The sequence below is a fragment of the Streptomyces sp. NPDC044063 genome, from assembly GCF_056434285.1.
Genome location: NZ_JBWKFM010000007.1, coordinates 168,663 through 189,213, shown reverse-complemented (window position 1 = coordinate 189,213; position 20,551 = coordinate 168,663). Strand labels below are relative to the sequence as shown.

General features: G+C 73.0%; 18 protein-coding genes and 1 riboswitch. Of the genes, 5 read left to right on the top strand and 13 right to left on the bottom strand.

The features are described 5' to 3' along the window. Positions 1–23: 23 nt before the first annotated feature. Positions 24–305: an HPr family phosphocarrier protein gene (locus tag AC07BS_RS12140; RefSeq protein ID WP_478640921.1), complete on the top strand. Its 282-nt coding sequence runs from the start codon at positions 24–26 to the stop codon at positions 303–305. A 152-nt stretch (positions 306–457) separates the two neighbouring features. On the opposite strand, the gene AC07BS_RS12135 is transcribed toward AC07BS_RS12140, so the two are convergent. The 4 genes from AC07BS_RS12135 to AC07BS_RS12120 form a co-directional block, all read right to left on the bottom strand. Then, positions 458–1,177, bottom strand: coding sequence for a GntR family transcriptional regulator (locus tag AC07BS_RS12135; RefSeq protein ID WP_478931793.1), 720 nt, complete (start codon positions 1,175–1,177; stop codon positions 458–460). Positions 1,178–1,383: 206 nt separating this feature from the next. Further along, positions 1,384–2,169, bottom strand: a complete 786-nt coding sequence (locus AC07BS_RS12130; protein ID WP_478640925.1) for a M23 family metallopeptidase — start codon at positions 2,167–2,169, stop codon at positions 1,384–1,386. 11 nt (positions 2,170–2,180) lie between these two features. After that, positions 2,181–2,335: riboswitch (cyclic di-AMP (ydaO/yuaA leader) on the bottom strand. Positions 2,336–2,581: 246 nt separating this feature from the next. Continuing rightward, a complete protein-coding gene (locus tag AC07BS_RS12125; RefSeq protein ID WP_478641108.1) occupies positions 2,582–3,949 on the bottom strand; it encodes a M16 family metallopeptidase in 1,368 nt (455 codons plus the stop codon). A 38-nt stretch (positions 3,950–3,987) separates the two neighbouring features. Further along, positions 3,988–5,343 carry a M16 family metallopeptidase gene (locus tag AC07BS_RS12120; RefSeq protein WP_478641110.1) on the bottom strand — a complete coding sequence of 452 codons (1,356 nt, stop codon included), beginning with the start codon at positions 5,341–5,343 and terminating at the stop codon, positions 3,988–3,990. A gap of 221 nt (positions 5,344–5,564) precedes the next feature. On the opposite strand from AC07BS_RS12120, the gene AC07BS_RS12115 reads away from it, so the two are divergent. Then, entirely contained in the window at positions 5,565–8,018 is a 2,454-nt protein-coding gene (locus AC07BS_RS12115) for a DNA gyrase/topoisomerase IV subunit A (RefSeq protein WP_478640927.1), read from the top strand. A gap of 32 nt (positions 8,019–8,050) precedes the next feature. On the opposite strand, the gene AC07BS_RS12110 is transcribed toward AC07BS_RS12115, so the two are convergent. Then, complete coding sequence (locus AC07BS_RS12110; protein WP_478640930.1) at positions 8,051–9,091, bottom strand: CobW family GTP-binding protein; 1,041 nt, start codon at positions 9,089–9,091, stop codon at positions 8,051–8,053. Between the two features lie 119 nt (positions 9,092–9,210). Between AC07BS_RS12110 and AC07BS_RS12105 the strand changes: the two genes are divergently transcribed. Continuing rightward, a complete protein-coding gene (locus AC07BS_RS12105; protein ID WP_478640933.1) occupies positions 9,211–10,164 on the top strand; it encodes a sucrase ferredoxin in 954 nt (317 codons plus the stop codon). Here the strand turns inward: AC07BS_RS12105 and AC07BS_RS12100 are convergent. From AC07BS_RS12100 to AC07BS_RS12090, 3 genes are all read right to left on the bottom strand, one after another. Next, the gene (locus AC07BS_RS12100) at positions 10,128–11,192 is read right to left on the bottom strand and encodes an ABC transporter substrate-binding protein (protein ID WP_478640936.1); all 1,065 of its coding nucleotides are present in this window, start codon (positions 11,190–11,192) and stop codon (positions 10,128–10,130) included. The two genes, AC07BS_RS12105 and AC07BS_RS12100, sit on opposite strands and share 37 nt — an antisense overlap. 102 nt (positions 11,193–11,294) lie before the next feature. Next, positions 11,295–12,164, bottom strand: a complete 870-nt coding sequence (locus tag AC07BS_RS12095; protein WP_478640938.1) for an ABC transporter permease — start codon at positions 12,162–12,164, stop codon at positions 11,295–11,297. After that, complete coding sequence (locus tag AC07BS_RS12090; RefSeq protein WP_478640941.1) at positions 12,154–13,008, bottom strand: ABC transporter ATP-binding protein; 855 nt, start codon at positions 13,006–13,008, stop codon at positions 12,154–12,156. Before AC07BS_RS12090 ends, AC07BS_RS12095 begins: the two co-directional genes overlap by 11 nt. Before the next feature lie 308 nt (positions 13,009–13,316). Between AC07BS_RS12090 and AC07BS_RS12085 the strand changes: the two genes are divergently transcribed. Together AC07BS_RS12085 and AC07BS_RS12080 are read left to right on the top strand one after the other, a co-directional pair. Then, entirely contained in the window at positions 13,317–14,975 is a 1,659-nt protein-coding gene (locus AC07BS_RS12085) for a sensor histidine kinase (RefSeq protein WP_478640942.1), read from the top strand. Beyond that, a complete protein-coding gene (locus AC07BS_RS12080; protein ID WP_478640944.1) occupies positions 14,972–15,652 on the top strand; it encodes a response regulator in 681 nt (226 codons plus the stop codon). Before AC07BS_RS12085 ends, AC07BS_RS12080 begins: the two co-directional genes overlap by 4 nt. 35 nt (positions 15,653–15,687) lie before the next feature. Here AC07BS_RS12080 and AC07BS_RS12075 read toward each other — a convergent pair whose 3' ends face one another. From AC07BS_RS12075 to AC07BS_RS12055, 5 genes are all read right to left on the bottom strand, one after another. Next, positions 15,688–15,951, bottom strand: a complete 264-nt coding sequence (locus tag AC07BS_RS12075; protein ID WP_478640945.1) for a Kazal-type serine protease inhibitor family protein — start codon at positions 15,949–15,951, stop codon at positions 15,688–15,690. A gap of 122 nt (positions 15,952–16,073) precedes the next feature. Beyond that, positions 16,074–17,669 carry a solute symporter family protein gene (locus AC07BS_RS12070; protein WP_478640946.1) on the bottom strand — a complete coding sequence of 532 codons (1,596 nt, stop codon included), beginning with the start codon at positions 17,667–17,669 and terminating at the stop codon, positions 16,074–16,076. Next, complete coding sequence (locus tag AC07BS_RS12065) at positions 17,666–18,175, bottom strand: DUF485 domain-containing protein (protein WP_478931789.1); 510 nt, start codon at positions 18,173–18,175, stop codon at positions 17,666–17,668. The genes AC07BS_RS12070 and AC07BS_RS12065 overlap by 4 nt, the downstream gene beginning before the upstream one ends. A 163-nt stretch (positions 18,176–18,338) precedes the next feature. Then, complete coding sequence (locus tag AC07BS_RS12060) at positions 18,339–19,010, bottom strand: response regulator (RefSeq protein WP_478931848.1); 672 nt, start codon at positions 19,008–19,010, stop codon at positions 18,339–18,341. 179 nt (positions 19,011–19,189) lie between these two features. After that, positions 19,190–20,362 (bottom strand): sensor histidine kinase, encoded by a 1,173-nt coding sequence (locus tag AC07BS_RS12055; RefSeq protein ID WP_478931787.1) that lies wholly within the window; start codon positions 20,360–20,362, stop codon positions 19,190–19,192. Between the last annotated feature and the right edge of the window lie 189 nt (positions 20,363–20,551).

Below are 20,551 nucleotides of genomic sequence, written 5' to 3'. Positions count from 1 at the left end.
CTCCCGATTCGAAGGGCAACACCATGGTTGAGCGCCGAGTGAACGTCGGCTGGGCCGAGGGCCTGCACGCCCGGCCCGCGTCGGTCTTCGTCCGTGCGGCGACCGCCGCCGGCGTCCCCGTGACGATCGCGAAGGCGGGCGGCAACCCCGTCAACGCCGCCTCCATGCTCGCGGTGCTGGGCCTGGGCGCCCAGGGCGGCGAGGAGATCGTCCTCGCCACGGAGGCCGAGGGCGCCGAGGCCGCGCTCGACCGTCTGGCCAAGCTGGTCGCCGAGGGGCTCGAGGAGCTCCCGGAGACCGTCTGATCCTTCGGATCACCCGGCCCGCCGTCCGGCGGGCATGCGACGGGGCCGCGGCGTTCCTCATGGACCGCCGCGGCCCCGTCGTCGTACGGCGGCGGCCGGGGACCGCCACAATTCCCGCCCGCCGTTATTCGCCCAGGAATAGCAGGCGCTTGTTAAGGGTGTGCGCCGGCCGTGTTCACGGATTGTTTCGGCAGGCCCGGACCGGGCGGCGCCGGCACCCGGCGCAGCCGGAATTCACCCGGATTCCGGCCCGCGTGGACGGCGGCGTGGGCCCGGGCCCGCTCGGCGTCGCCGCGGGCCACGGCGTCCACGAGCGCGCCGCACGTCTCCCACTCCTCCACCGGCCGGGCCGGCGGCTCGGCCGTGTGCACCCAGGCGATCTTGCGCCGCAGCTGGGTGAGCAGCGTGGCCAGGCTGGGGCTGCCGGAGGCCTGGGAGAGGGTCTCGTCGAACCAGTCGGCCAGCGGCCGCAGCTCGCCGGTCCGGCCCGCGCGCGCCCGCTCCTGGCCGAGCCGGACCAGGCCGCGCAGGACCTTCAGGTGTGCCTCGGTGCGCCGCTCGGCCGCCCGCGCGGCCGCCAGCGGCTCCAGCAGGGCACGGACGTCGAGGAGGTCCGCGGCCTCCTCCTCGCTGGGCTCGGCGACGCACGCCCCGGCGTGCCGGCGGGTGGTGACGAAGCCCTCGGAGGCGAGGGTGCGCAGGGCCTCGCGGACGGGCACCCGGGAGACGCCGTAACGGCGGGCGAGGAGTTCCTCGATGAGCCGGCTGCCGGGCGGGAAAACACCGGTGACGATGTCGTCGCGAATCGCCGTGCACACGGCGTGCGCGGAAATGCGGCGGCCCTCGTGCGCCGCTTCACCACCGCCGTTCACGTACGGCCCCGCATGGCTGCACCTCCGCTTTACGACTTAATCGGCCGAGCGGGTCGGCCCATTGACATCCGTTCAGCGACTCTATGGCAATCCCCGGTGATTTCCGATGGGGCCGGTGAATCATGGATATTTTTTGGCCAGCACCCCCGGCGGAAGCGCGAGAAGGCCCCGGCCGTGGGGCCGGGGCCTGGTGCGCGCGTCGCGGGTCAGACGTTGACGCCGTGCGCCGCGAGGTAGGCGATGGGGTCGATGTCGGAGCCGTAGGTGGCGCCGGTACGGGCCTCGAAGTGCAGGTGCGGGCCGGTGACGTTGCCGGTGGCGCCGGAGAGGCCGATCTGCTGGCCCGGGGTGACCGTCTGACCGACGGAGACGTCGATCGAGGAGAGGTGGGCGTACTGCGTGTAGGTGCCGTCGTTGTGCTTGATGACGACGTTGTTGCCGTACGCGCCGCCCCAGCCGGCCTCGACGATGGTGCCGGCGGCGACCGCGTGGACGGAGCTGCCGGTCTCGGCGTGGAAGTCGATGCCGGTGTGGCTGCCGGAGCTCCACAGGCCGCTGGAGGCCTTGTAGGAGGTGGAGACGTAGGAGCCGTCGAGGGGGCTCACGTAGGTGCCGAGGCGCTTGCGCTCCTCGTCACGCGCGGCACGCTCCTTGGCCTCGCGCTCCTCCTTGAGCTTGCGCTCGGCCTCCGCGTGGCGCTCCTTGGCCTCGGAGGCCTTCTTCTTAGCGCTCTCCTCGGCCTGCAGGCGGGCGGCGGCCTCGTCGGCGGCGCTGCGCTGGGTCTCGGCCTGGGCGTCGACGTTGCCGGCCATGACGTCGCTCATGACGACGGCCTGGGTCAGCCCGGTGTCCTCGGGGCCGCGGGTCTCGTCACCGGCGGCGAAGGCCGGGGCGGCGACGCCGGCGACCACACCGGCGGCGGTCAGGGTGGCTATGCCCGCGACATTGGCGCTGACGCGCGCGGCTCGGCTCGGACGGCGGTGCTTCCCCATGGATGGGCGATCCTTTCCTTCCCTCTCGCCTACCGGGTTAGCTGACGGGTTCGGAGCAGGAAGGTCTCCTACGGTGCCCTCGTGAAAGGGAACCGATTCACCCCAGGGACTGATGGGTCCCCGGCTCCCTTCGGCTGGCGCCTCGGGGACTCGGCGATGGCTGCCCGGGACCGCGGTTGCGGCTCCGATCTGACGGACTGCCGCCCTGACGCTAATCGGCGTCAGATTCGAACGGCAAACAGAACCGGGCTTTTATGACGTACGCCACACGACCAACATGCAACCACCGCGAGAAAACGGGCATAAAGGAGACGCGTGGGCCCCGATGGGCCCACGCGTCTCACATGTCCGGCAATGTCCGGCCCAGGGAGAGCGGCGGACAGCAGGGTTGACGCCCCGTCAGATCAAGGGATCAGGCCGGGACGACCGTCACCTCGCCGATACCCAGCGCCCTGACGGGCTCGGCGATCTCGGAGGCGTCCCCGACCAGGACCGTGATCAGCCGGTCGGCCGGGAAGGCGCTCACGACGGCCGCCGTGGCCTCCACCGTGCCGGTGTCGGCGAGGCGTTCGTACAGCCGCGCCTGGTAGTCGTCCGGCAGGTGCTGCTCGACCTGGTCGGCCAGGGTGCCCGCGACGGCGGCGGCCGTCTCGTACTTCAGCGGGGCGACGCCCACCAGGTTCTGCACCGCCACGTCCCGCTCGGCCTCGGTCAGACCCTCGGCCGCGAGGGTGCGCAGCACCGTCCACAGGTCCGCCAGCGCCGGGCCGGTGTTCGGGGTGTCCACGGAGCCGCTGATGGCCAGCAGCGCCGTGCCCGTGCCGTCGGGCGCCGAACGCAGGACCTGGCCGAAGGCGCGGACGCCGTAGGTGTAGCCCTTCTCCTCGCGCAGCACACGGTCCAGCCGGGACGTCAGCGTGCCGCCCAGGCAGTACGTGCCGAGCACCTGGGCGGGCCAGACGCTCGCGTGCCGGTCCGGGCCGGTGCGGCCCAGGAGCAGCTGGGTCTGGACCGCGCCGGGACGGTCCACGATCACCACACGGCCGGTGTCGTGGGCCGTGACGGCCGGGACGGGCCGGGGCTCGGCGGGAGCGCCCGTCCAGGCGCCGAGGGACTCGGCGAGGGCCTGGTCCAGGTCGACGCCGGTGAAGTCGCCGACGACGACGGCGGTCGCCGTGGCCGGGCGGACGTGGGCCTCGTAGAAGGCGCGCACGGAGGCGGCGTCGATGCGCTCGACGGTCTCCTGGGTGCCCTGGCGGGGCCGGGACATGCGGGAGGAGGCCGGGAAGAGCTCGGCGGACAGCGCCATGGCCGCCCGGCGGGCGGGGTTGGCGAGCTCGTGCGGGATCTCGTCCAGGCGGTTGCCGACCAGGCGCTCGACCTCGTTGTCCGGGAAGGCCGGGGCGCGCAGGGCGTCGGCCAGCAGGCCCAGGGCCTTGGGCAGCCGGGAGGCCGGGACCTCCAGCGACAGCCGCACGCCCGGGTGGTCGGCGTGGGCGTCCAGGGTGGCCCCGCAGCGCTCCAGCTCGGCGGTGAAGTCCTCGGCACTGAGCTTGTCGGTGCCCTCGGAGAAGGCCCGCGCCATGATCGTCGCCACGCCGTCGAGACCCTCGGGCTCGGCGTCCAGGGGGGCGTCCAGGCTGACCTCGACGGCGACCACCTGCTGGCCCGGGCGGTGACAGCGCAGCACGGTCAGGCCGTTGGAGAGCTGCCCCCGCTCCGGGGCCGGGAAGGCCCAGGGGGTGGGCGCTCCCGGCTCGGGCCGGGGGTGGAACACCATCGACGGGGCGGGCTGCTGGGTGTCCGCGGCGGCGTCGCTCACTGAGCCGTCTCCTCTTCGTCGTTCTCGCCGGCGGCGGTGTCGGCGTCGGTCCGGGGCGTGGTCGGCTCGTAGACCAGCACCGCGCGGTTGTCGGGGTGCAGCCGGGCCTTGGCGACCTCCTGCACCTCCTCGGGGGTGATCTCCAGGACGCGCTGCACGGCGGTCAGGGCCAGCTGCGGGTCGCCGAACAGCACGGCGAAGCGGCACAGTTCGTCGGCCCGGCCGCTGACGGTCGCCAGGCGGTCCAGCCACTCCCGTTCCAGCTGCGCCTGGGCGCGCTCCATCTCCTGCGGGGTGGGGCCCTCGACGGCGAAGCGGGCGAGCTCCTCGTCGACGGCGGCCTCGATGCCGGCCACCTCGACGCCGCCGGACGCCTTCACGTCCAGCCAGCCCAGGGAGGGGGCGCCGGCCAGGCGCAGCAGGCCGAAGCCGGCCGCGACGGCGGAGCGGTCGTGGCGCACCAGACGGTTGTGGAGGCGGGAGGACTCGCCGCCGCCGAGGATGGTCAGCGCCAGGTCGGCGGCGTCCGCCTCCCGGCTGCCGTCGTGCGGCAGGCGGTAGGCGGCCATCAGCGCGCGGGAGGGCACCTCCTCGCGGACGACCTCGCGCAGCTGCCCGCCGATGGTGTCCGGCAGGCTGCCGTCGCGCGGCGGCTGCTTGGCGTCGTGGGCGGGGATGGAGCCGAAGTACTTCTCGATCCAGGCGAGCGTCCGCTCCGGGTCGATGTCGCCGACGACCGACAGGACGGCGTTGCCGGGCGCGTAGTACGTGCGGAAGAACGCGCGCGCGTCCTCCAGGGAGGCCGCGTCCAGGTCGGCCATGGAGCCGATCGGCGTGTGGTGGTACGGGTGGCCGTCGGGGTAGGCCATGGCGGTCAGCTTCTCGAACGCGGTGCCGTAGGGCACGTTGTCGTACCGCTGGCGGCGCTCGTTCTTGACGACGTCGCGCTGGTTCTCCATGGACTCGTCGTCGAGCGCGGTGAGCAGCGAGCCCATCCGGTCGGCTTCCAGCCACAGGGCCAGCTCCACCTGGTGGGCGGGCATGGTCTCGAAGTAGTTGGTGCGCTCGAAGCTGGTGGTGCCGTTCAGCGAGCCGCCGGCGCCCTGCACCAGCTCGAAGTGGCCATTGCCCTTGACCTGTGCGGAGCCCTGGAACATCAGGTGCTCGAAGAGGTGGGCGAGGCCGGTGCGGCCCTTGACCTCGTGGCGCGAGCCGACGTCGTACCAGAGGCAGACCGCGGCCACCGGGGTCAGGTGGTCCTCGGAGAGGACCACCCGCAGGCCGTTGGCCAGGCGGTGCTCGGTCGCTGTCAGACCGCCCGAGGCGGCCTGTTGCGTGGCCGTGTGACCCATGGGCATGTACGTCCCTTCGATCTCTTGAGATCCCGCGGTGCCTCGCGACGACTCGCGTGATGAACAGTGCTGTCACTGTATGCAAGCGCACCGACATCCGGAGAAGTTCCCGGGCCGGGCCACCCCTCCCGGACGGGTCGCGGTCGGGGTTGTCAGCGGCGCGGTCCACAATGGTCGGCGTCAGACCGCCTCGGCAATCGATCGAAGGAGCAGCAGCCGCGATGGCCCGCCGCAGCACGAAGACCCCGCCGCCGGAAGACTTCGAGGAGCGCATCCTCGACATCGACGTCGTCGACGAGATGCAGGGCTCCTTCCTCGAGTACGCCTACTCGGTCATCTACTCGCGCGCCCTGCCGGACGCCCGGGACGGCCTCAAGCCCGTCCACCGCCGCATCCTCTACCAGATGAACGAGATGGGGCTGCGCCCCGACCGCTCGTACGTGAAGTCGGCGCGCGTCGTCGGCGAGGTGATGGGCAAGCTCCACCCGCACGGCGACGCCTCGATCTACGACGCCCTGGTGCGCATGGCGCAGCCCTTCTCCATGCGGGTGCCGCTGGTCGACGGGCACGGCAACTTCGGATCGCTCGGCAACGACGACCCGCCGGCCGCCATGCGCTACACCGAGGCCCGGATGGCGGCGGCGACCTCGCTGATGACCGAGTCGATCGACGAGGACACGGTCGACTTCGCGCCCAACTACGACGGCAGCGAGCGCGAGCCCGTCGCGCTCCCCGCCGCGTACCCGAACCTGCTGGTCAACGGCTCGTCCGGAATCGCGGTCGGCATGGCGACGAACATGCCGCCGCACAACCTCGGCGAGGTGATCGCGGCCGCCCGGCACCTCATCCGGCACCCGGGCGCCGACCTCGAGACCCTGATGAAGTTCGTCCCCGGCCCGGACCTGCCCACGGGCGGCCGGATCGTCGGTCTGAGCGGCGTCCGCGACGCCTACGAGACCGGCCGCGGCACCTTCAAGATCCGCGCCACCGTCTCCGTGGAGAACGTCACGGCCCGCCGCAAGGGCCTGGTCGTCACCGAACTGCCCTTCACGGTGGGTCCCGAGAAGGTCGTCTCCAAGATCAAGGACCTGGTCGGCTCCAAGAAGCTCCAGGGCATCGCGGACGTCAAGGACCTCACCGACCGCGCCCACGGCCTGCGCCTGGTCATCGAGGTGAAGAACGGCTTCAACCCCGAGGCCGTCCTGGAGCAGCTCTACAAGCTGACGCCGATGGAGGAGTCCTTCGGCATCAACAACGTCGCGCTGGTCGACGGCCAGCCGCTGACCCTGGGCCTCAAGGAGCTGCTGGAGGTCTACGTCGACCACCGCTTCGACGTGGTGCGCCGGCGCAGCGAGTTCCGGCGGAGCAAGCGGCGCGACCGGCTCCACCTGGTCGAGGGTCTGCTGGTGGCGCTCGTCGACATCGACGAGGTCATCCGAATCATTCGATCGAGTGAGAACGCGGCGGCGGCCAAGGCGTCACTCGTGGAGCGCTTCTCGCTCTCCGAGGTGCAGACCCAGTACATCCTCGACACCCCGCTGCGCCGCCTGACCAAGTTCGACCGGATCGAGCTGGAGTCCGAGCGGGACCGGCTGAACACCGAGATCGACGAGCTGACGCGCATCCTGGAGTCCGACAGCGAGCTGCGCAAGCTCGTCTCCTCGGAACTGGCCGACGTGGCGAAGAAGTTCGGCACCGAGCGGCGTACGGTGCTTCTGGAGTCGGCCGGCGTCCCGGCCGCCGCGATGCCGCTCCAGGTCGCGGACGACCCCTGCCGGGTGCTGCTGTCCTCCACCGGCCTGCTGGCCCGTACGGCCACGGGCGAGCCGTTCGACGGGGCGGCCGAGACCAAGCGGGTCAAGCACGACGTGATCGTCTCGGCGGTCCCGGCGACGGCCCTGGGCGAGGTGGGCGTGGTCACCTCCGAGGGCCGCCTGCTGCGGGTGCGGGTCATCGACCTGCCCCAGCTGCCGGAGACCGCGGCGGCGCCCAACCTCGCGGGCGGGGCGCCGTTGGCGGAGTTCCTGACCCTGGCGGACGGCGAGCGGGTGGTCTGCCTGACCACGCTCGACGAGTCCTCGCCGGGCCTGGCCATCGGCACGGAGCAGGGCGTCGTCAAGCGCGTGGTCCCCGACTATCCGGCCAACAAGGACGAGCTGGAGGTCATCGGCCTCAAGGACGGCGACCGCGTCGTGGGCGCCGTCGAGCTGCGGACGGGCGAGGAGGACCTGGTCTTCGTCACCGACGACGCCCAGCTGCTGCGCTACCAGGCCTCGCAGGTACGGCCGCAGGGCCGCCCGGCGGGCGGCATGGCGGGCATCAAGCTGTCCGCCGGCGCGAAGGTCATCTCGTTCACGGCGGTGGACCCCGCCGAGGACGCGGTCGTCCTCACGGTCGCCGGCGTCCGGGGCGGGCTGCCCGGCGCCCTGGAGTCCACGGCGAAGCTGACACCGTTCGACCAGTTCCCGCGCAAGGGCCGGGCGACGGGCGGCGTGCGCTGCCAGCGCTTCCTGAAGGGCGAGGACTGCCTGATCCTGGGCTGGGCCGGGCCCGCGCCCGCCCGGGCCGCGACGACCGGTGGTGCCCCCGCCTCGCTGCCCGACCCCGACCCGCGCCGCGACGGCTCGGGAACGCCGCTGCTCAAGCCGGTCGCGGCGGTCGCCGGACCGGTGTAGGCCCCGGCGATCCGACGGGACCAGGCCCGGGGTCAGGACTGCGCGTAGCGCAGGACGCCCCACATGCCGGTCTCGTCGGTCTCCCGCGGGGCGGTGTCGCGGCAGGCCGCGATCCCGTCCCGCAGGGCGTCGGCGTCGATGCCGCTGCCGATCATGACGAGCCGGGTGGCACGCTTCTCGGAGCGCGCCCACGGCGACGGGTAGAAGCGCAGGAAGTCGCCGACCGCGTGGACGGTGAACTTCTGCCGGTGGCCGGCCACCCCGAAGTGGACGAAACCCTTGATGCGGTAGAGGCCCTCGGGCCGGCTGTCGAGGAACTCCATCAGCCGGCGCGGGTGCATCGGCTCCTCGGAGGCGAACTCGACGCTCTCGTAACCGGTGTGCGGATGACCGTGGTGGTCGTGGTCACCCTCGTCTTCCCCAGTGCAGAGGTCCTCGAAGGAGAGCTGGCGGATCGCCTCGTTCCGGTCCTCGCGCGGCTTGCGGTCGAAGAGGAACCCGGGGTCGACGCGCCCGTGCGAGGTCGCGACGACGGGCGTTCCGGGCGCGAGCCCGGCGAGCGTCGCCAGCAGGCGGTCGCGTTCCTCGTCCGCGACCCGGTCGGCCTTGTTGAGCACGACGAGGTCGGCGATGGCCACGTGGCGGTCGAGCTCCGGGTGCCGCGCGCGGGTCGCGTCGAACTCGGCCGCGTCGATCACCTCGACCAGCCCGCCGTAGACGATGTTCCTGTTCTCGCTCGCCAGGATCATGCGGATGAGCTCCTGGGGCTCGGCCAGTCCGCTGGCCTCGACGACGATGACGTCGATACGGGCCGCGGGCCGGGCCAGCCGGTCGAGGAAGAGGTCCAGCTCGCTGGTGTCCACGGCGCAGCACAGGCAGCCGTTGCCCAGCGACACCATGGAGTCGACCTGCCCGGCGACGGCCATCGCGTCGATCTCGATGCTGCCGAAGTCGTTGACGATCGCCCCGATCCTGCTGCCGCCGCTCCGGCCGAGCAGATGGTTGAGCAGCGTCGTCTTGCCGGAACCGAGGAACCCCGCGAGCACGATGACCGGGATCTGTCGCTTGGCCAAGGGGTCGGTCCTCCGTCGTGTCGTCTCGTCCGGTCGATCGGTCGGCCGCGGGCGTCTCGTCGTACGAATCGGCCGGCTCAAGTGTCGCACCGGTACCGGGTCAGGTTAGGCTCACCTACGTGAGCACGTGCGCCACCGCCTCCCGACTGCTGTCCGAGCCCCTGGCCGGTACCGCCGCGACCGCGCGCACCTGGCTGCTGATCGAGCAGCCCGGCCCCTGGGGCTCCGACGCGCTCACCGCCAGCCACCTCGACCCCGCCCTCGGCCGCGCCCTGGACCGGGCCGCCAAGGGCACGGGCGTGCGCGTGCAGCTCATCCGCCGCCCCGGACGGCACGCCGACTGCCACGAGCCCGCCGGCCACCGCGTCTACGTCGCCCACACGGCCCCCGGCCGCTCCTGGATCCGCACCACCCGGCTCACCGGCCTCGCCGCCCTGACGGAGCTGGACTTCGCCGCCCTGGGGGCCGGCGAGCACGGCGGGCTGTGGGACGCCCACGAGGGCGCCCCCCTGGCCTTCGTCTGCACCAACGGCAAGCGGGACCGCTGCTGCGCCCTGCTCGGCCGCCCGCTCGCCGCGGAGCTGGCCGCCTCGGGCGGTCACGACGTCTGGGAGATCACCCACATAGGTGGTCATCGCTTCGCGCCGACCCTCCTCGTCCTGCCGTACGGCTACACGTACGGGCGGGCCACCGCGCACGACGCGAAGGACGCCCTGGAGGCGGCGCGCGACGGGCGGGTCGGCACGGCGGGCTGCCGGGGCCGCTCGGCGTGGGACCGTCCAGGGCAGGCCGCCGAGCTCGCGGTGCGCGCGCTGACCGGCGAGGAGGACGCGGACGCCCTGGACGTCACCGGCACGGAGACCGGTGGCGCCGAGGGCGCGGCACCGCGCTGGACCGTGACCGTCGCGCACCGCGACGGGCGCGCCTGGCGGGTCGAGGTCGAGCAGGGCGCGGCCGCGCCGCCGCGGCCGGAGTCGTGCGGGAGGGCGCTCGGCACGCCGTCCCGGATGGACGTCGTCGCCGTCGTCCCGGCCGGTCAGCCGGCCGCCTTCGCCACGAACTCGGTGGTGTAGGTCTTCTTCAGGTCCACCGAGGCGTCCTTGAGGTTGGGGTTGAAGGCCTTGAGGACCTCGTGGACGGTCCGGGGGCCGTCGGCGGGCATCACGCCGTCCTTGGTGAACATCGGCAGGGTGTTCGCGATCGCCTTCGCGTAGAGGTCCTTACCGCCCTGGGCGTAGTCGGCGGGCATCTTCTCGGCGATCTCCTCCGGGGTGTGCTCCGACATCCACTTCAGGGTCCTGACCATGGCGTTGGCCAGCTTCTGGACGGTCTCCTTGTGGCTGTCGACCCAGTCGGTGTTCATATAGAGGCTGGACGCGGGGTAGAGGCCGCCGAGCGCGGCCCTGGCGCCCTCGGGCGTCCGCATGTCGACGATCACCTTGCCGGAGTTCTTGGCGAGGATCTGGGCGACCGTGGGGTCGGTGGTCATGCCGCCGTCGATCGCGCCCTTCTCCAGCGCGGAGATGAAGGTCTGCCCGGCGCCGACGGCCACGGGCGTGAAATCGCTGACCTTCACACCGTTCTTCACCGCCAGGTACTTGGTGAGGAAGTCGGTGGAGGAGCCGAGGCCGGTCACGCCGAGCTTCCTGCCCTTGAAGTCCTTGGGCGAGGCGATGTCGCCCGCGGCGGCCCTGGAGACGACCTCCACCTCGCCGGGCGTGTGGGCCAGCTGGACCACCGACTCCACCCGCTTGCCCTTGACCTGGAGGTCGAGGGTGTGGTCGTAGAAGCCCACGACGCCCTGGACGTCGCCGGCGACCAGGGAGGTGGTGGCCTGCACGCCCGCGGGCTCGGAGAGCAGCTTGACCGTCACGCCCTCGTCCTTGAAGTAGCCGAGTCTCTGGGTGAGGACGGCGGGCAGGTAGATGACCTTGTCGAGTCCGCCGACCATGATCCGGACGGTCTCGCCGGCGGCCGGGTCCCCGGCCGCGGCGCTCTTGCCCGTGGTGGAGGACTCGTCGGCACAGCCGGAGAGTGTCAGGCACATGACACCAGCGAGGGCGGTGGCGGAGAGCTTGGCGAGGGTGCCGAAGGTACGCATCATCGGTTCCTTGGTTGTCGGGTGCGGTACGTCGGGTGCGGTACGTCGGGTGCGGTACGTGGGGTGCTGATCGGGGGGGTGTGGGGAGGCGGGGGAGGACGGTCAGCGGTCGCCGCCGGGCGAGCCCGGCTTCCAGCGGAAGAGGCGCTTCTCCGCGAAGGTCAGCAGCCCCTCGGCGACGAGGGCGACGACGGCGAGGATGGCCATCGCCGCGTACACGCCGGCCGAGTTGAAGGTCCCCTGCGAGGTGGCGACCAGCAGCCCGATGCCCTTGGTCGCGCCGATGTACTCGCCGACGATCGCGCCGATGAGCGCGAAGCCGAAGCTGACGTGGAGGCTGGTGAAGATCCACGAGGTGGCGGAGGGGATGACGACCTGGAGCGTCACCCTGCGGTTGCTCGCGCCCAGGATGCGGGCGTTGGCGACGAGATGGCGGTCCACCTCGCGGGCGCCCTGGAAGGCGTTGAAGAAGACGGGGAAGAAGACGAGCACCACGGCCGAGGCGACCTTGGACGCGGGGCCCAGGCCGAACCAGATGAGGAAGATCGGCGCGAGGACGATGCGCGGCAGCGCGTTGAGCACCTTGATGTACGGGCCGAGGACGTCGGCCAGGAAGCGGACCCGGCCCAGCGCGATGCCGAGCACGACACCGCCGGCCACACCGGTGATCCAGCCGAGCAGCGCCTCGTAGAGCGTGTACCAGATCTGCTCGCCGAGCGAGCCCTGGGCCGTGCCGTGCAGTGTCCACTGGACGATCTGGTCCCAGATCCTCGACGGCATCGAGAAGTTGAACGGGTCGATGGTGCCGGTGCGCGCCAGGACCTCCCAGGAGGCCAGCAGGACGACGAGCAGCAGGACGCGGGTGCCGAGGACCGCGAGCCGGCGGTTGCGGGCCGCGCGGACCCGCGCCTCCGTGCGCCCGCCGACGCGCTTGCTCGTGACGACCGTGGCGGCGATGGACTCAGGCGACACGGGAGGCACCCCTCTCACGGGTGATACGGACTTCCTCGCCGAGGCAGGACCAGATCTCCCGGTACAGCTCGACGAACCGCGGTTCCAGGCGCACCGATTCGACCCGGCGCGGGCGGGGCAGACCGATCGGGAAGACCTCCTTGACGGTGGCCGGCCCGGCGGTCATCACCACGACCCTGTCGGCGAGCGCGATGGCCTCCTCCAGGTCGTGGGTGACGAAGACGACGGAGGCCCGGCCGCCGCCGGTGTCCGATCCGCCCCACAGCTCCAGCAGTTCGTCCGACATCAGGGCCCGCGTCTGCACGTCGAGCGCGGAGAAGGGCTCGTCCATGAGGAGGATCGCCGGGTCGTTCACGAACGTCTGGGCGAGCGCCACCCGCTTGCGCTGACCGCCGGAGAGCTGGTGCGGATAGCGGTCCTCGAACGCGGCGAGACCCACCCGGCCCAGCCAGTCGCGGGCCCGTTCGCGTGCCTCGGCCTTCGGTACGCCGCGGAAGCGCGGCCCGGCCATCACGTTCGACAGCACGGTCCGCCAGGGGAAGACGGCGTCCTGCTGGAAGACGAAGCCGACCTCCGGGCGGATGCCGGTGACGGGCTCGCCGCCGACCAGCACCTCGCCCTCGGTGGGCTCCTCCAGGCCGCTCACCAGCGTGAGCGTGGTCGACTTGCCGCATCCGGTCGGGCCGACGACGGCCACGAACTCGCCCTGTTCGACCGCGAGATCGAGGTCCCGTACGGCCGTGTGCGACCCGCCCGAGGGGGTGCGGAACATCTTGGTCGCGCCGCGCAGTTCGATCGCCGGGGTGCCGCCCGGCGGGCTGACGCCCGCCCTGTCGCCGTTCATCCGTCTCGCCTCCGTCGCCGGCCGTGGTCCGGGGGGATCGCGCCCCGCGCCGGCGGCGGGGCGACCGGTGCTGGACGTTAGGAGTGACGTGGGACACGGGGGCAGTCTTGTGAGCGCTGTGCGAGTTGAGCGCGCGAAGCCTGTTCTGCTCGTTTTGCTCGCGGTAGAACAACGAAAGAGACACGGAAGCAACACAAGCGGCCATCTCCCGGCTACGTTCGGTGCACGTCGACGGCTCGCGCGCCCACCCGCCCCGCGTCGCCCCGAGCACCCCGACGAACCGCACCCGGACGACGAAAGGCACCCGTATGCGCCCCCGGTGGCCCCGGCGCGTCTTCGCGCACGTCCTCTCGGTGCAGCTGCTGATCACCGCCGGCGTCACCGCGCTCACCGCAGGACTGTTCCTCGGGCCGCTGGGTGCCCAGATCGACCAGCAGGCCGAACACCGGGCCCTGGCCATCGCCCAGGCGACCGCGGCCGAGCCCGGCATAGCGCGCGCCCTGCTGGCCGGCCGGCCGGACCCCGACGGACCGGTGCAGGCGGCGGCGGAACGCATCCGGCTGGCCACGGGCGCCAGTTACGTCGTCGTGGCCGACACCCGGGGCATCCGCTTCTCCCACACCACCCGGTCCGAGATCGGACGGCACGTCAGCACCGATCCGGGCCCCGCGCTGGCCGGGCACGAGTGGACGGGCATCGAGAACGGCACCCTCGGCAGGTCGGCGCGCGGCAAGGTGCCGCTGCGCGACACCGAGGGGGCCGTCGTCGGCGCGGTCTCGGTCGGCATCGCCTACGACGACGTCCGCGCCGTCCTGTTGCACGCCCTGCCCGGCATCCTGCTGTACGCGGGCGCCGCCCTCGGCGTCGGCGCGCTGGCCGCGTTCGCCGTCTCCTGGCGGCTGCGCAAACGCACGCGCGGCATCGAACTCTCCGAGATCTCCGCGCTGCTGCAGGAGCGCGAGGCGATCCTCCACGGCATCCGCGAGGGCGTGGTCGCCCTCGACCGGCGCGGGCGGCTGCGCCTGGTCAACGACGAGGCGCGGCGGCTGCTCGGGCTGGGGCCGGACGCCATCGGCAGGCCGCTGGACGCCGTCCTGCCTCCCGGGCGGACCACGGACGTGCTGGCGGGACGGGTGAGCGGCACCGATCTGCTCACCGTCCGCGATGGGCGGGTCCTGGTCGCCAATCGGATGGTCACCGCCGACGGCGGCACCGTGGCGACCCTGCGCGACCGTACCGAACTGGAGCAGCTGGGCCGGGAGCTGGACGGCACCCGGGGGCTCACCGAGGCGCTGCGCGCCCAGGACCACGAGCACGCCAACCGGATGCACACGGTGCTCGGGCTGCTGGAGCTGGAGCTGTACGACGAGGCGGTCGAGTTCGTGGCGGAGGTCACCGGGGCGCACCGGGCCACCGCCGAACAGGTCACCGAGCGGGTGTGCGAACCGCTGGTCAGCGCCCTGCTGGTGGGCAAGGGCGCGGTCGCGGCGGAACACGGCGTGGCGCTGCGCGTCGGGGACACGACATGCCTGCCGGAGCGCGTGGTCGACCCCCGGGACCTGGTCACCGTGCTGGGCAACCTCGTGGACAACGCGCTGGACGCGGTGACCGGGCGGGCGGACGGATTCGTGGAGGTGGACGTGCGGACGGCGGGCACGACGGTCGTGCTGGGCGTGACGGACAACGGGCCGGGCGTGCCGGAGGACGTCAGGGAGCTGGTGTTCGCCGACGGCTGGTCCACCAAGGAGCCGGAGCCCCACCGCCCGCGCGGGCTGGGCCTCGCGCTGGTGCGGCGGCTGGCCGAGCGGTACGGCGGATCGGCCCGGGTCACCGGACGGCCGGGCGGGGGCGCGGTGTTCACGGTCGAACTGCCGGAGGCGCTGCGGCCGGGCACGCCACCGGAGGCCGCGGCCGAGGGGCCGCCGGCGCGGGAAATGCCCCTCGTGGGGGAAGGAGCGAACCGTTGATCGAAGTCCTGGTCGTGGACGACGACTTCCGCGTCGCCGAGATCAACGCCGCCTACGTCCGCAAGGTGCCCGGCTTCCGCGTCCGGGCGACCGCCCGGGACGCCGCGCAGGCACTGGAGGCGCTGGAGGGCGGCGGCATCGACCTGATGCTGCTGGACCACTATCTGCCCGACGAGACGGGGCTGTCGCTGGTGCGCCGGATCCGGCAGCTGGGCCACCACACCGACGTCATCATGGTCACCGCCGCCCGGGACGTCACGACCGTCCAGGCGGCGATGCGCCACGGCGCGCTCCAGTACCTCGTGAAGCCGTTCACCTTCCCGGGGCTGCGGGTGAAGCTGGAGGCGTACGCGCGGATGCGCCGGACGATGGAGGGCACGGGCGAGGCCGGGCAGGACCAGGTCGACCGCATCTTCGGGGCACTGCACACGGCCTCGGCCGGCACTCCCCTGCCGAAGGGCCACTCGGCGCCGACGGCCGACCTGATCCGCCGGGTGCTCTCGGACGCGGCCGGGCCGTTGTCGGCGCACGAGGTGGCGGAACGCTCGGGGCTGAGCCGCTCCACCGCGCAGCGCTACCTCAAGCAGCTGGAGGAGGCGGGCCGGCTCAGCCTGACGCTGCGCTACGGCGAGACGGGCCGGCCGGAGCACCGGTACAGCTGGACGTGGCAGCGCTGACGGACGGCCGGTGACGGGCGATCAGCCGATGATGATCAGCCGATGACGCGCACACACGCGAGGATCTCCACGCCGTGCCGGCAGGCGTGGATAGAGGCGAAACAACGGTTGGTGAAACGGAGTGTGGAACCGTCGGAGAATCTGCAGACGACAGGGTCGTAGTCGGCCGTGCAGAAGCCCGGGCACTCCTGGACGACCGGTTCCGCCACGGCCGGGGCGGCCTGGGCGGGGGCGCTGAACGTGAGTCCTGCCGCGCCGATCAGCAGGGCGGTGGCGAATGGTGCGACGAGCTTGCGCATGGGAACACTCCTTCGCTCACGGGGTGTCCCACGTCTATCAGCGGTCCTGGCCGCGCGTAAGCCGGTGGACGGCGTTCCGCCCGGCCCGAACCGGCCGGTCCGCGGCCGGGCGCAACGGTTGATCAGGCGGCTCCGGCGCCGGTGAGGGCGCGGACCTCGGTCTCCGCGTGGGCGGCCGGATCGGCGGGCCGGGGCGAGAGCCGGGTGCCGAGCCACCCGGCGAGGAACCCGGCGGGTACGGAGACCAGACCGGGGTTCTCCAGGGGGAAGAAGGCGAAGTCCAGGCCGGGGAAGATCGCGCCCGGCGCTCCGGAGACCACGGGCGAGAGGACGACGAGCACCACGGCCGGAACCAGCCCGCCGTAGACCGACCAGACCGCGCCCCGCGTGGTGAACCGGCGCCAAAAGAGCGAGTAGAGCAGCACGGGCAGGTTCGCCGAGGCCGCCACGGCGAAGGCGAGCCCCACCAGGAAGGCGGCGTTGAGGTTCTGCGCGAGCAGCCCCAGCCCGATGGCGAGGGCGCCGGTGCAGGCCGCGGCGGCCCGGGCGACCGCCACCTCGCGGCGCGACCCGCGAGGGCCGTGACGCCGCAGCGAGGCGTACAGGTCGTGGGCCACGGCGGCGGAGGAGGCGAGGGTGACCCCGGCGACGACCGCGAGGATGGTCGCGAACGCCACGGCCGCGACGACGGCGAAGAGGATCGTTCCTCCGGTGGACCCGGCACCGCCGCCCAGGTCGAGGGCGAGCAGGGGAACGGCGGTGTTCCCGGCGGAGCCGGCGGCCCGGACGGCACCACCGCCCAGCACGGCGGCCGCGCCGAACCCGAGGACGATGGTCATCAGATAGAAGCCACCGATGAGCCCGACGGCCCAGACGACGGAGCGGCGGGCGGCGCGCGCGGTCGGCACGGTGTAGAAGCGCGCCAGGATGTGCGGCAGCCCGGCGGTTCCCAGGACGAGGGCGAGGCCCAGGCTGATGAAGTCCAGCCGCGCGACCGGGTCGCCGCCGTACTTCAGGCCGGGGGCGAGGAAGGCGCGCCCATGGCCGCTGCGCTCGGCGGCGGTGGTGAGCAGGGCCGACACATCGCCGTGGAACCGGACCAGGACCAGCACGGTCAGCGCCACCGTGCCGCCCATGAGCAGCACGGCCTTGACGATCTGGATCCAGGTGGTGGCCCGCATCCCGCCGAGCGTGACATAGAGGACCATCAGCGTGCCCACGCCGACGACCGTCCAGCCGCGTGCGGTCTGGCCGGTGCCACCGAGCAGGAGCGCCACCAGACTGCCCGCGCCCACCATCTGGGCGACGAGGTAGAGCACGGAGACGGTGACGGAGGCGATGCCGGAGGCGGTACGGACCGGGCGCTCGCGCAACCGGGCGACGAGGACGTCGGCCAGCGTGAACCGTCCGCAGTTGCGCACCAGTTCGGCGACGAGGAAGAGCACCACCAGCCAGGCCACGAGGAAGCCGACCGAGTAGAGCATGCCGTCGTAGCCGTAGAGGGCGATGAGACCGGAGATACCGAGGAAGGAGGCGGCGGACATATAGTCGCCGGCGATGGCGAAACCGTTCTCCAGGGGGGAGAACAGCCGCCCGCCCACGTAGAACTCCTCCGCCGATCCCCGGCGTTCGCGGCCCACCCAGGTGGCGATGGCGAGCGTGGCGACGACGAAGGCGCTGAAGAGCGCCAGCGCGAGGCCCTGATGGGAACCGCTCACCGCCGGCCGTCCCGCCCCGCCGTGCCGGCCGTGCCAGCCGTACCCGCTGTGCCCGTTGAGCCCGATGAGCCAGCCGGGAGCGCGAGACGCTGCCGGGCGCCCGGCAGCGTCTCCAGCGTGACCGCCCAGCGCAGCTCCATGGCGGCCGGGTCCCGGTGCAGCCGGGCATGCCGCGCGTACGCCCAGGTCAGCAGGAAGGTGCTGGCGAACTGGGCGAGCCCCGCCACCATCGCCACATTGACCGCCCCGGCCACCGGCCTGGCCATCAGCCCCGGCGCCAGGGTCGCCGCCAGCACATAGGCCAGGTACCAGACGAGGAACGCGCCGGTCGCCGGAAGGACGAAGCGACGGTACCGACGCCGCACCTCCCGGAACGCCGGGCTCCGGTGGACCTCCTGATAGACGTGCGACGCGTCGCGCCCCGGCACGACTCCGGCCGCTGCGCCACCGCTCCGCTGAACCGTTACGGCAGGATGCCCGCCGCCGTACCTGTCGCTCTCGTCCACAGAACTCTCCTCGGTCCCCGGCTCCTTGGCCTGGTGCCCAAGAATGGACAGACCGGAGAGATCCGGCCCCACTCACCGCGAGACGTTCACCCCATCAGGTGATGGTCAGCTGATGACCGCCCCGTCCTCGCCCTCGCCCTCGCCCCGGGGCGCTGCGGAGGGGTCACCACGTTCCCGCCGTCCCCGGCGGCCGCGCGATGCCGTGGCCGAAGGCGTAGCGCACGGCCTGTGCCCGATCCCGCACGCCTGTCTTGGCGAAGAGGTTGTTGATGTGCGTCTTCACCGTCGCCGCGCTCACCCCCAGCCGCCGGGCGATCTCCGCGTTGGACAGCCCCTCCGCGACGAGCGACAGCACCTCCGCCTCCCGCGCCGTCAGCCCGTCGGGCAGCTCACGCGGCCCCACCGCCCCCGGGCCACCCGCTCCCGGACCGAGTCCGGCGCCGGGAACGGGGACGGGGACGGAACCCGCACCCCCCGAGAGCCGCTCCAGCAGCCGCAGTTGCACCCGTGGCGACAGCCCCGCCTGTCCCGACATCACATCCTCGATCGCGCGGACGATCTCCTCTCCCCCGGCGTCCTTGGTGAGATAGCCCCGCGCCCCCGCCCGCAGCGCGGGGAACAGCGAGTCGTCGTCGGCATAGGTGGTCAAGATCACCACCTGGGTGGCCGGGTACTGGGTCCGGATGCGGCGCGTCGCCTCCGCCCCGTCGCAGCGCGGCATTCTGAGGTCCATCAGCACCACGTCCGGAGCCAGTTCGGCGACCAGTCGCACCGCCTCCAGACCGTCGGCCGCCGCACCGACCACCTCGACACCCGGCAGCAGCCCCAGCAGCATCACAATGCCCTCGCGGACCACGGTCTGGTCGTCCACGACCACCACCCGTGCCGCCGCACGGCCACCGCCCCCGCCGGGCGCGCCGCCCGCCTCCCCCGTTCCGGCCACCTCTCCCGTTCCGGCCGACCCCTCCGGCCCGCCCGGCTCCCACGGCGCGCCCGTGCTCCCCTGACCATCCATCACGCCGGCACCCGCAGACGCACCACGAACCCCTCCTGATCAGGCCCGGCCGGCCCGGCCTCCAGCGTCCCGCCCAGCAGCTCGGCCCGCTCCCGCATCCCCAGCAGACCGTACCCGGCACCGGACGCCGCCAGCCCGCCGCCGGGCGCCGTCGCGCCCCCGTCCCGGACCCAGAGCTCCACCTCCCTCTCCAGATAGGTGAGCCCCATGTCGACCCGTGCGCCCGGAGCATGCTTGCGGACATTGGTCAGCGCCTCCTGCGCCACCCTGCGCACCGCCAAGCCCGCCTCGGCCGGCAGCCTGCGCGGCTCCCCCGTCACCTCCAGACCGGCCCCCTCCGAGGCCGCGGCCTCCCTGAGGAACTCCTCCACGTTCGCCATCTCGCCCCGCAGCGCCGACAGGGCCTGCCGGGTCTCGGCCAGTCCCTCCCGCGCCATGCGCCGGGCCGCCCCGACCTGCTCCAGGACCCGCTCGCGCTCCACCCCGCGCTCGATGAGCAGCCGCGCCGCCTCCAGGTGCACCATCTGGGCGGACAGGCTGTGCGCGAGCACATCGTGGATCTCGCGGGCTATCCGGGCCCGTTCGGCCAGCGCCGCCGACTCCGCCTCCGCCCGGCGGGCCGCCCGCTCCTGGGCCAGCAGCCGGAATCCGGCCCCCCGCGCCTCCTCGTCCAGCCGCAGGGAGTATCCGACGAGCAGCACCCCGGCCGCGGTCACCGCCGTCACGGGCGAGCGCGTGTCGCTCGTCAGGGCGTACGCGCCCATGCACAGGGCCCCGAGTCCCAGCCCGTACCCGAGCGGGAGCCGTTCCACCGCGACGGCGGCGGCTATGCACCACAGCCCCACCGCCGCCGTGTGCGATCCCGCCACCTCCGCGGCGGCCCCCAGAACCGCCAGGACGGCCAGCGCGCCCAGCGAGGGCCACAGCCGTCGCGCGAGCGTCAGGTGGTAGCAGGCGTAGACGGCGGCGCCGGAGACCAGCAGGCCCCCGGCGAGGGCCGCGCACCACCAGCCGTGGAATACCCCTTCGCGGAGGACGCCCCAGAGGAACGCCCCGACCAGCACGATCCGGACGCCCCAGGACATCACATGGCGGCGCCGGGGCACCCCCACCCGCGAGAGCGCCTCACGCGCGGGCCACTCCGTCCAGAGCGCTGTGACCTCGTTCGGCATGGCCGCCACTCCCCCCGGATCGCTGATCACGCCGTCCCCGCCGGCCGGTCGCCGACGAGAAAGACGCTACGCGGACCGCAGCCGGGCCGGATCGGAGCACGGGTGGGCCCGGGGTGGATTCCGGGTGGAGATCCGCTCTCCACCCAGGGGTGGAGAGCGGAGGGAGGGCGCGGTACCGGGACCGGGCCC